We start from the raw sequence: 11680 nt of genomic DNA on the forward strand, positions 1-11680 counted from the left end.
TGCAATATAGTAATTTTAGCAGTGCATAAAAATTAACTTAGATTAATTTATTATTTTTAGGATGGGGTCCATTGTGCCGTGTTGACATGGTCCTGAACCTTTCTGGTTCAAGGCGGAAGTTCGATGTTTACCGTAGGTTTCCCACTTCAAGGCAGGCTTACACAAAAGTAACCAATCTCATCTCCTTTTTCTATACTTAATCGGCTCAGGGAAATAAATCAATCACGAACACAACAGATAATTTAATTATCACATTAACTCTTATTAATTGCAATGAACTTTTATCTTTTATATAAAGAATTTGAGTTTTAATTTAATAAACTGATTCATATTTCTTACAAATTTCAAAGACATAACTCATATAAAATACAAACCTTATTTTTTTGATTAATAGGCTTTAAATAATGACGCTCTTGTCAGCAATTTTTTTATTGATTATTATTATGGATCCAATTGGTAATGTTCCAGTTTTTTTAAGTATTCTTAAAAATATCCCAGTTGAAAGACGAAGAAAAATTATCATTAGAGAATTATTGATTGCATTATTCGTTTTGTTGTTTTTTCTATTTATTGGACGATTTATACTGCAATCTCTTCAAATTTCAGAATCCTCTTTAGGAATTGCAGGAGGTATTATGTTATTTCTGATTGCTATCAAAATGATTTTCCCTGGTGCAAACGCAATGACTACTCATGATGAAATGATTGAACCTCTCGTAGTGCCTTTAGCTATCCCTTTAATTGCTGGTCCTTCTGCTATTGCTGCTGTTATATTATTAATGGCTCAGGAGCCAAATATGTGGCCTGAATGGGCATTAGCAGTAGTGGTAGCATGTTTTATCTCTGGGGTAATTCTAGTTTCTGCAGAAACTTTAGCGCAAAAGCTTGGTGAACGAGCACTTCTTGCAATTGAACGATTAATGGGTATTTTGTTAATGCTCGTATCAGTTGATTTAATACTAGATGGCATAAAACAAACATTTAATATCTAATTTACAAATTAATTTGCTATGTTTGGGTTCTTAACTAAGATGCTCTTATTTGCTATGTTGTAGCCCACCAGCTATAATTGCCTCTTTTTTTTGAAGATTGACATGGCAAAAAGTTTAGCACCTATAGTGATGAAATTTGGTGGCACAAGTCTTAGGGACGAGATTTCTCGTTCTCATGTCTTGAGTCATATCAAACACTATGCTGATTCAGGAGAAAGAGTTGTCGTTGTTGTATCGGCTATGGGCCGAAAGGGTGAGCCTTATGCAACAGATACTCTAGTGGCTTTGTTGAAAGATGTTGGTCATAATATAAATCCAAGAGAGCTAGATCTTGTTATGAGTGTTGGTGAAACTCTTTGTTCTGCATTTTGCGCGCATCTATTAAGTTGCAATGGAATGCCTGCAGTCTCATTTAATGGAAGGCAGTCAGGAATTTTGACAGATGACAATGCTGGAAACGCCGAAATATTAGAAGTTAATCCATCACGAATTGTAGAGTCACTTGATGCAGGAGATATTGCTGTAGTTGCAGGATTTCAAGGCGTCAATGAAAGAGGCGATATTCGTACACTTGGAAGGGGTGGGAGTGATACCTCTGCTGTAGCATTAGCTGCTGCTTTAGGTGCTGAAAAGGTTGAAATATTCTCTGATGTCAACGGGATAGCAAATTGTGATCCTCGACAAGTAGAGTCCTCTAGTTATTTAGAATCGATAAGTGTTGATCAGATGTTAGCAATGGCAGATGAGGGTTCAAGAGTGATCCATCCGCGGGCAATTGCAGCATCTATAAAAACAAAAACACCAATTGTTGCACGGAACACATTTAATGATTCTAAGGGCACAACAATTCATCATAATAAATCTTCAGGCAAAGAGGTTGTTGCAATTGCGCATCGTGAAAGCATGGTATTAGTAGAGTTCGCACTTGAACATAAGGCAGCAAGTCATGTTGATGGAGTTGTTAATATAGATTCAAAACGACTATTACTTAATGATGATGTTTATTTAAGTGATAAATTAGCGCAACTGGAAGAAAAATTAGGTTTTTATAAACTTAGTAGGCATTGGGCTACTATTTCAGTTGTATTCAATAATAAGGTTTCTAAAAAACCTGCAGACCTTGATTATGCTGAACTTTTGGAATCACCTAATAATATTATTAGCTATCTTCTTAAAGAGGTAAAAGTTAGAGAAACTTTAAAATTTCTACATGGAAGATATACCTAAAAAAATCTTAGGGTTTGTAGCCACCATTATTAATATAACTAGTCAGTATTTCATCGGAAAATTCTGATTCTAATTCTGCCGCTTTTATTGCAACAGGTTCTTTAAGATCGCCATCTGGTATTTCAATTAATTCATTATTCCAGTCTGTTAGATAAGCATCTGCATCAACTTCACCTGCTGCCATAGCTGCAGAATCTACTGCCTCCATAAAGCGATTATCAAGCTGCAGTTTTTCAACTTCTCTACGGCTTTTTTTAATCATCACTTGAGTAGGGATATCACGCCATTTAATTACAGTTAACTTCATCAAATTCTCCAAAAAAAATATTAAAATATGGACTAAATTAATTTTGAGAAATTCTACCATCAAGTAATAGATGAAATTGCTATAATTTGAGTATATAATTCGTTTTTTTCTAGTAAGACTTATCCTCGGGGGAGTAATGAAAAGTAAAGCACAAGTTGTGGTTATTGGAGGTGGTGTTGTTGGTGCTGGAACACTCTATCATTTGGCTGAAAAAGGCTGGACAGATGTGGTTCTTTTGGAGCGCAAAGATTTAACTTCTGGCTCTACATGGCATGCAGCTGGATTATTACCACTCTTTAATATGAGTTACTCTGTTGGTAAATTGCATCAATATTCTGTGGATTTTTATCATAAACTTCAAGAAGAAACTGGAATGAATGTTGGCTTTAGCGTGGTCTCCAATATACGTTTAGCTAATTGCCAAGATCGAATGGATGAATATAAATATTATGCTGGAGTTGGAAGTACTGTTGGTGTAAATGTTAAATTCTTAACACCAGAGCAAATTAAAGAAATCTGGCCATTATGTAATACTGAGGGACTACTTGGAGCTATTCAACATCCTGATGATGGTTATATTCAACCAGCTGACTTAACTCAAGCACTATGCAAGGGCGCTAGAAATCGAGGTGCTGAGATATATGAAAATACAACAGTAAATGCTCTAGAGCAACAATCTGATAGCACTTGGGTTGTTAAGACTGATAAGGGCGATATCGCATGTGAACATATCGTTTCATGTACTGGAAGCTTTGCAAGAAAGACTGGCGAAATGGTCGGTCTTGATGTACCGGTTATTCCTGTAGAGCATCAATTTCTTGTTACAGAGCCTCATCCAGATATTTTAGAAAGAAAAAAGCAAGGTCTTCCAGAAATGGCAGTATTGCGTGAATCGGATGCAGCATATTATTTGCGTGAAGAGGCAGGTGGAATGATTCTAGGTATCTATGAAAAAGGAGCACCTGCTTGTTATGTTGATGGTCCAAGCGATGATTGTAAATATGAACTCTTTAATGGTGAGCTTGATCGCTTAATGCCTCACATTGATGCATGTATTAATCGTGTACCTGCTTTTGGAGAAGTTGGAATTAAAGAAATTTATAATGGTGCAATTGCTTATACCCCAGACGGAAATCCGATTGTTGGGCCAGCTCCTGGTTTGAAAAATTTTTGGTTAAATGAAGGCCATAGCTTTGGAATAACTGCTGCAGGAGGCGCAGGTTGGCAGCTAGCTGAGTGGATTGTTGATGGTGAGCCGACAGTAGATATGATGGGTGTTGATCCCCGTCGTTTTGGACCATATGCTACTAGAGGGTATCTAAAAGAAAAAAATGAAGAGGCTTATGCAAATGTTTTTACAACGCATTACCCTGATGAGGAGCGAAGTGCAGCAAGACCTTTAAAGACAGCACCTTGTTATGATCGCATGAAGGCATTGGGAGCAGTTTTTGGATCAGTCTATGGGTGGGAGCGTCCTAATTGGTTTATGCCAAGTGCTGACTATTCACTTACTGCTGAAGACTTAAATCAAGCTGATCCTGCCAAAGTTATTCTTAATAAAAATCATTCCAAAGCTTTAGATGACGGTCGTATTGTTGAAAAAAATTCTTTTCGTCGTTCAAACTATTTTGAGCATGTTGGAAATGAATGTAAGCATGTCAATGAAAAAGTTGGACTTTTAGATATGTCTGCGTTTGCAAAATGTGTGGTTAATGGTTCTGGAGCTGAGGCATGGTTAGAATCGATATTCGCAAATAAAATGCCACAAGCTATTGGCCGCATTAGTTTAGTTCATATGCTTGCCCTAAATGGTGGAGTGCGTGCAGAATTCACCGTCTATAAAACTGGATCTCAAAGTTATTATTTAGTATCTGCTGGAGCATTTGAAACTCATGACCATGATTATTTATTTAAGTTAGCACCAAAAGATGGAACTGTCCATGTTCAAAGAGTTACAACAAATACTGGTGTATTAGTTTTGGCGGGACCAAAATCTCGTGATGTACTCCAAAAACTAACAGATACCAATTTATCGAATGCAAACTTTAAATGGCTTACTGGTAAGAAGATTAATGTTGGTTTTGCAAGTGCTCAAGCACTCAGAGTAAACTTTGTTGGAGAATTAGGTTGGGAGTTGCATCATCCAATTGAAATGCAGAACTATATTTTTGATGAAGTAATGAAGGCTGGAGCAGAGTTTGATATAAAGCCTTTTGGGATTCGTGCTATGGATAGTATGCGTCTTGAAAAGTCTTACCGCCTAATTCCTAGAGAGATGTCAATTGAGTATTCGGCATATGAATCTGGGCTTGATCGTTTTGTAAGGTTAGATAAAGAAGTTGACTTTATAGGAAAAACTGCATTAGCAAAATGGCAAGATAAAGGCGCTTCAAATGGTTTTGTAACTTTAGAGGTTCAAGGAGTTACTGATGCTGATGCAAGAGGTTCTGAGGCAATTTATAAAGATGATGAAGTTGTTGGAAGAGCAACCTCTGGTGGATTTGGTTGGAGATGTAATAAATCACTCGCACTTGGCCTAGTTAAGCTTGAGCTTGCTACTATTGGAACAGAACTTGAAATTGAGATTCTGGGTGAAAAGCATAAAGCGATAGTTATTGAAGAGTCTCCTTTTGATCCAGCTAATGAATGCTTGAGAGCATAACTTTAAGAGTATTATAATTTTATGTCAATAATTGAAAAAAAATCTGATTTACATAACAATATGGTCACTTGGAGACATCATCTCCATCAGCGACCTGAGCTTAGTTTTAAAGAAGAGATAACTAGTGATTATATTGCTTCAGTTTTGCAATCCCATGATATTGAAATACATCGAGGACTTGCTGTAACAGGAATTGTTGCTACTATTCATGGTAATAGAAAGGGTGGGTCGATTGGACTTCGTGCTGATATGGATGCACTTCCAATACAGGAAAAAAATAAATTTAGCCATAAGTCAATCCATGAGGGAAAGATGCATGCATGTGGTCATGATGGGCACTCAACAATGCTTCTTGGTGCGGCAGTTTACCTCAAGGAGCACAATGATTTTGCTGGAACCGTCTATATGATCTTTCAACCTGCTGAAGAAGGTGGGGGTGGAGGGCGAGTAATGGTTGAAGAAGGAATATATGATAAGTTTCCATGTCAAGCAGTTTATGGAATGCATAATTGGCCTGGGATGGATAAGGGACAGTTTGCAGTTCATGATGCAGCTGTTATGGCTGCAAATGAAACACTTAAAATTTGTATTGTAGGTAAAGGTGGCCATGCAGCCATGCCTGAACAATGTATTGATCCTGTTGTCATTGGAGCGCAAATTATTAATGCCATTCAAAGTGTTGTCTCTAGAAACGTTGCACCACTTAATTCAGCAGTTATTAGTATAACTATGGTTGATGCTGGCTTTGTATCAAACGTCATTCCTAATGAAATGAATCTTACTGGCTCACTTAGGTATTTTTCAAAAGATGTTGGGGATGAAGTAAAAGAAAAAATAAAGAATATTGTCGAAGGTTTGAGCCAATCAATGGGGGCTTCAGCAACATTTGAGTCTATACCAAATTATCCTGCAACTATTAATACACCAAAACATGCTGAAATCTGTGCCAAGGCTGCTGGAATGGTGGTTGGAGAAAAAAATGTTCATAGAAATGAACCACCTAGTATGGGTTCAGAAGACTTTTCATTCTTATTAAATGCATCAGAAGGAGCTTATATATGGATTGGTAATGGACTGGTTCCTGAAGATAGTCCTGCTGGAGGATGCATGTTACATAACACTCAATACGACTTTAATGATGAAATTCTACCTTTTGGAAGTAGTTACTGGGTTCAATTGGTTCAAAATATCCTGAAATAAGATGGATTAGTTTTATAAAAATGGCTTCAAGAAATTTCTCAAAGTTTGGTAAAAGATTTTCTAGAAAAAATGGTATTACTCAGTTAATGTCTGATCTTGGAAATGCTAAACATAGTAATAATCCAAATACCATTATGCTAGGTGGCGGTAATCCTGCAATTATTTCAGCTGCAAACGATAAATTTATTTCTGAACTTGAAAAACTCATTTCAAGCTCTAGTATTAATCAAATGATTGGCTTCTATGATGGTCCTCAAGGTAGTGAAGAGTTTATAGCTGAGCTAGTAATGATGTTTAATAATCATTATGGTTGGGGCTTAGATGAAAAAAATATTGTTATCACCAATGGCTCTCAAAGTAGTTTTTTTAGTCTCTTCAATTTATATGGAGGAGAAATGGAGGATGGAACTCATAAAAAAATTCTATTACCGATTGTTCCAGAATACATAGGTTATGCTGATCAAGGAATTTCTGAAGAAATGTTTGTCTCAATTAAGCCTGAAATCTGTATGCTTAATGATAAGCAATTTAAATATAAAATTGATTTTGAGGAATTGATTAATGTTATGAGTTCTGATGATATTGGTGCAATCTGCATTTCACGTCCTACTAATCCAACTGGAAATGTTATTTCAGACGATGAGCTTAATCAATTAGATTTAATTTCAAAAGAGTATGGAGTTCCATTAATCATTGATAATGCATATGGACAACCTTTTCCAGGAGCCGTTTATACTAAAGCAACATTGAAGTGGAATACTAATATGATTTTATGTATGTCTCTTTCAAAACTTGGTCTTCCAGGCTTAAGAACTGGAATAATTATCGCTGAACACGAAACCGTCGAGGCTCTCAGTAGAATAAGTGGAATCATGGTGCTGGCCCCAAGCAGTGTTGGGCCAAGTTTATTGACAAGAATGATAAGGGATAATGAGCTATTGCAACTTTGTGATGACGTTATAAGGCCTTACTATAAAGAAAAAGCATTAACTGCAGTTAAGCTTTTTGAAAGTGTTTTTAAAGATGTCGATGGCTACCTTCACAAGCTTGAGGGAGCTTTTTTTATGTGGCTTTGGTTTCCAAATTTATCAATAACATCAGAACAGCTTTACAATAATCTAAAGGCTGATGATGTTTTTATAGTTCCTGGTCAAGATTTTTTTATTGGTATTGATGATGATTGGGATCATAAGCATCAATGCATTAGAATAAACTATGCGAAAGATGAATTGGTTCTTAAAAAGGGACTTGAGGTTATTTATAATCATGTTAAATCGTCTCAAAAATAAGGTGTGTTTATGAGAAAAATATATGTTTACTAAGGCAATAGTTAGAATTCCTGGAAAGAGTCTAATTCATGGTTTAAGTGACTCAAAGAGTCTAGGTTTACCAAACTATGATGAGGCTATCACTCAGCATAAATTATATATTGAAGCTTTGAAACTATGCGGCCTTGAAGTTACAGTGCTGGAGCCATGTGAAGAGTACCCTGATTCAACTTTTATAGAGGATGTTGCTCTTATAACTCCTCATTGTGCAATTATTACGCGCCCAGGAGCCCCAACTAGAAGAGCTGAGATTACTAAGATAGATTCAGTTTTAAGAAATGAATTTTTAAATGTTGAAGTTATAGAGGCGCCAGGAACTATTGAGGCTGGTGATGTAATGATGGTTGGTAGTCATTTTTATATAGGACTTTCTGATAGAACAAATCGCAGTGGTGCTGAACAGACTATTGGTATTCTTAAGAAATATGGTATGACAGGATCAACAGTTACATTAAATGAGGTGCTTCATCTTAAAACAGGATTGTCTTATCTAGAAAATAATAAGTTAGTGATTTGTGGTGAGTTTATAAATGACCCTATATTTAAAGACTATGATTTTATTGAAATACCGAAAGAAGAAAGCTATGCAGCTAATTGCATTTGGGTAAATGAAAGGGTAATTATTCCATCCGGATACCCAATATCAAATGAAAGGATTTCTGGATCAGGATTCAATGTAATAGAAGTCGATGTTTCAGAATTTAAGAAACTTGATGGTGGCTTAAGCTGTTTATCTTTAAGATACTAGTAAATTTCGCAAAAATATATAATGTAATTACAATGTATTTACATAGTTCCTAATTTAATCAAATATTTCTTTAATTTCATCAAATGTTGCAGTTATAGCATACACATTGGAATAACCCATTTTTATAAGCGTTAATGCTGCAAGCGAGGCACGACCTCCACCACCACAGTGAGTTAAGATCAAAATATCTGAATTAGGACATTGTTTGGAAATTTTCATCTCTAATAGGCCCCTAGAAATATTTATTGAATCATTTAGACTAGATTCCTCATAATTTTTCACTTCTCGAACATCGATAATTACAGAATTTTCAGAACCATCATAAAGAAGCTTTGCAGCGTTAGCATCAACACAATTTATTTCCAATTGAGCAGTTGCTATAAGTTCACCAGCAGTTTTAATCATCAGTAACTCCTTTGATATAAAAAATTAGTGTTTAAAGTGACGAATTCCAGTAAAAATCATTGAAATTCCATGTTCATTGGCTGCTGCAATAACTTCATCGTCACGCATTGAGCCTCCAGGATGAATAATAGACGAAATACCAGCTTTAGCAGCAGCATCAATACCATCACGGAAAGGAAAGAAAGCATCAGATGCCATAACAGAACCTTCAACCTCAAGGTTTTCATCAGCCGCTTTAATACCAGCTATCTTAGCAGAATAAATGCGGGACATCTGACCTGCACCAATGCCAATTGTCATTTGGTTTTTGACATAGACAATAGCATTAGATTTAACTGATTTAGCAACCTTCCAAGCAAATATCAAATCATTCATCTCTGAGTCACTTGGTTTAATTGTAGTTACACACTTTAAATTATCAACATTAATTAGTTCTATATCATTATCTTGGACAAGAAGCCCTCCAGATAATTTCTTAAAATCAAAAGTAGTTTTTGGTCTACCTAATTCGCCACACTCAAGAACTCGAATATTTTCTTTTTTAGCTAAGATTTTGAGAGTAGCAATATTAATTTTTGGGGCAATAATCACTTCTACAAATTGTTGATTAATAATAACTTCAGCTGTCACTTTATCAAGTTCTCGATTGAACGCGATGATACCTCCAAAGGCTGATGTTGGATCAGTCTGATAAGCACTTTGATAGGCACTAAGAATATCCTTTCTAGAAGCAACACCACAAGGATTGGCATGCTTAATAATTACACAACTAGGTTCATCAAAATCACATACGCATTGTAAAGCTGCATCAGCATCTGCAAGATTGTTATAAGAAAGAGGCTTACCTTGAATTTGTTTACTGTTAGCAATAGATACTTCTTCAAGATTACTATCTGTATAAAAAGCAGCCCTTTGATGAGGGTTTTCCCCATAACGCAGAGCTTGTGATTTTTTAAACTGAAAATTTAAAGTATTAGAAAAACCATCTTCTTCTTCACCTAAGTAGTTGGCAATTGCTCCATCATACTGGGCAGTATGCTCAAAGGTTTTTAAAGCTAATTTTTTTCTAGTCTTTAAAGAAGTGTTTCCAGAAGCGTTTAATTCATTTAGAACTAATTGAAAGTCTGAGCTATCGACAATAACAGTTACTGAATTATGATTTTTAGCACTTGATCGTAGCATCGCAGGGCCTCCAATATCAATATTTTCTATTGCATCTTCAAAGTTACATTCAGGTCTAGAAACGGTATCTTGGAATGGGTATAAATTAACTACAACAAGGTCAATTGGTTTGATGTCATTCTCGATCATGACCCCCTCATCAACCCCCCTTCTAGCCAGGATTCCACCATGTATTAGTGGATTAAGAGTCTTAACTCGTCCTGCCATTATTTCAGGGAAACCTGTAAAGTCAGATACCTCTATAACTGGAATACCCTGTTCTTTAAGATGTTTTGCAGTACCACCAGTGGAAAGAAGTTCAATATTTAGAGATACAAGGCTTTGAGCAAATTGAGTAATTCCAGTTTTATCAGAAACACTAATTAATGCTCGTTTTATAGACATTCAATAAGGGCGAAGAAATTGGATTTATAAGCTATTTATTATAAACCCTTATAAGTTATAAAGACCCACCTTTTTCTTTAAGGTTGCCCGATTAATACCAAGAATCCTTGCGGCTTCACTATGATTTTGATTGACTTTATCTAGGACGAATTTAATAGTAGCAGATTCAGCTTGCTGCTTTACCATCTTAAATACTCCGTTTGAAGACTCACCATTTAAATCTGAGAAATACTTCTCAAGATTTTCATTAATGCAATCCTGTAAACCCCTTTCTTTCATATTGAATACAAAAAATCATGAAATTTCAAATATTGTTCAGAGTGATCAGACACTCTATTTATTTTTGGCCAGAAGGCTGAGCCTTTTTCTTGGTCAAGGTGCATAGAATACCAAAAAATATGCTTTCTGGATAGCTGAGTTCCCATTTTATGACCATAAAAATCATGAATTTGTAAAATGTGCTTTAATATTAAGGGAATCTTTTTATCTATAGATGGTGCTTCTGATATTTGACCCGTTTTCAAATAATCATTAACTTGTCCAACAAGCCATGGGTTTCCTTGGGTTGCTCGACCTAACATAACAGCATCTGCACCAGTGAAGTCTAAAACTTCTTTAGCTTTCTCTGCTGAAGTTATATCACCATTGGCAACTACGGGTATTGAAACAAGGCCGACAATTTTTTTTACAGTATCATATTCAGCATCACCATTATATTTTTGTGATCTGGTTCTACCATGAATTGCAAGCATTTTAATTCCATGATCTTCAGCTATTTTTGCGATAGTAGGAGCATTTTTATTTTCTTCATTCCAGCCTGTTCGCATCTTTAGGGTTACAGGAATATCAACTGCATTTACTACAGCCTTAATAATATCTTCAACTAGTTTTTCATTTTGCATTAATGCAGAGCCAGCAGCTTTATTACATACTTTTTTTGCAGGACATCCCATATTAATATCTATTATATCTGCTCCAAAATCGAGAGCTTGTATGGCAGACTCAGCAAGCTCATCTGCTTCTGAGCCAGCAATTTGAATACTAATTGGTGATTGTTCAGAAGAAAAGTCTAAACGATGTTTTGATTTATTTGTATTAAGAAGATGTTTCTTCATGACCACCATTTCAGAAGTAGTAAGGGCAGCACCTTGCTCTTTACATATAATTCTAAAAGGTTTGTCACTAGTTCCAGCCATTGGGGCTAGAAATACTTTAGAAGGGAGAGTGTATGACCCAATATTCATC

The 11680-nt window shown here is 35.7% G+C and carries 11 protein-coding genes and 1 other RNA gene; 6 read left to right on the top strand and 6 right to left on the bottom strand.

Translation table 11 applies throughout. From position 1 onward, the window contains the following. Positions 1–61: 61 nt before the first annotated feature. Positions 62–243, bottom strand: a non-coding RNA gene (ssrS, locus tag CRN91_RS02610) — 6S RNA. 161 nt (positions 244–404) lie between these two features. Here ssrS and CRN91_RS02615 point away from each other — a divergent pair. Together CRN91_RS02615 and CRN91_RS02620 are read left to right on the top strand one after the other, a co-directional pair. Next, positions 405–992, top strand: coding sequence for a MarC family protein (locus tag CRN91_RS02615; protein ID WP_114114895.1), 588 nt, complete (start codon positions 405–407; stop codon positions 990–992). 102 nt (positions 993–1094) lie between these two features. Further along, positions 1095–2219, top strand: coding sequence for an amino acid kinase family protein (locus CRN91_RS02620; protein ID WP_114114896.1), 1125 nt, complete (start codon positions 1095–1097; stop codon positions 2217–2219). A gap of 7 nt (positions 2220–2226) precedes the next feature. Here CRN91_RS02620 and CRN91_RS02625 read toward each other — a convergent pair whose 3' ends face one another. Continuing rightward, positions 2227–2526, bottom strand: coding sequence for a virulence factor (locus CRN91_RS02625; RefSeq protein ID WP_114114897.1), 300 nt, complete (start codon positions 2524–2526; stop codon positions 2227–2229). 136 nt (positions 2527–2662) lie between these two features. Here CRN91_RS02625 and CRN91_RS02630 point away from each other — a divergent pair, with 136 nt between their 5' ends. Genes CRN91_RS02630 through CRN91_RS02645 form a run of 4 tightly spaced genes read left to right on the top strand, consistent with a single transcriptional unit; the run spans position 2663 to position 8464 of the window. Then, positions 2663–5188: a GcvT family protein gene (locus CRN91_RS02630; protein ID WP_114114898.1), complete on the top strand. Its 2526-nt coding sequence runs from the start codon at positions 2663–2665 to the stop codon at positions 5186–5188. Between the two features lie 21 nt (positions 5189–5209). Then, on the top strand, positions 5210–6388 hold the full coding sequence (locus tag CRN91_RS02635) for a M20 aminoacylase family protein (RefSeq protein WP_114114899.1): 1179 nt from the start codon (positions 5210–5212) through the stop codon (positions 6386–6388). A gap of 20 nt (positions 6389–6408) precedes the next feature. Next, positions 6409–7677 (top strand): valine--pyruvate transaminase, encoded by a 1269-nt coding sequence (locus CRN91_RS02640; protein WP_114114900.1) that lies wholly within the window; start codon positions 6409–6411, stop codon positions 7675–7677. A gap of 22 nt (positions 7678–7699) precedes the next feature. After that, a complete protein-coding gene (locus CRN91_RS02645; protein ID WP_114114901.1) occupies positions 7700–8464 on the top strand; it encodes a dimethylarginine dimethylaminohydrolase family protein in 765 nt (254 codons plus the stop codon). A 54-nt stretch (positions 8465–8518) separates the two neighbouring features. Here the strand turns inward: CRN91_RS02645 and CRN91_RS02650 are convergent, their stop codons facing one another. Genes CRN91_RS02650 through dusB form a run of 4 tightly spaced genes read right to left on the bottom strand, consistent with a single transcriptional unit; the run spans position 8519 to position 11679 of the window. Next, positions 8519–8869: a rhodanese-like domain-containing protein gene (locus CRN91_RS02650; protein WP_114114902.1), complete on the bottom strand. Its 351-nt coding sequence runs from the start codon at positions 8867–8869 to the stop codon at positions 8519–8521. 24 nt (positions 8870–8893) lie between these two features. Then, positions 8894–10435 (bottom strand): bifunctional phosphoribosylaminoimidazolecarboxamide formyltransferase/IMP cyclohydrolase, encoded by a 1542-nt coding sequence (purH, locus tag CRN91_RS02655; RefSeq protein ID WP_114114903.1) that lies wholly within the window; start codon positions 10433–10435, stop codon positions 8894–8896. A gap of 48 nt (positions 10436–10483) precedes the next feature. Further along, a complete protein-coding gene (locus CRN91_RS02660; protein ID WP_114114904.1) occupies positions 10484–10714 on the bottom strand; it encodes a helix-turn-helix domain-containing protein in 231 nt (76 codons plus the stop codon). Continuing rightward, positions 10711–11679 carry a tRNA dihydrouridine synthase DusB gene (gene dusB, locus CRN91_RS02665; protein ID WP_114114905.1) on the bottom strand — a complete coding sequence of 323 codons (969 nt, stop codon included), beginning with the start codon at positions 11677–11679 and terminating at the stop codon, positions 10711–10713. The genes CRN91_RS02660 and dusB overlap by 4 nt, the downstream gene beginning before the upstream one ends. Between the last annotated feature and the right edge of the window lies 1 nt (position 11680).

Origin of the sequence: Candidatus Thioglobus sp. NP1, assembly GCF_003326015.1 — a bacterium.
Taxonomy (GTDB): Bacteria; Pseudomonadota; Gammaproteobacteria; order PS1; family Pseudothioglobaceae; genus Pseudothioglobus; species Pseudothioglobus singularis_A.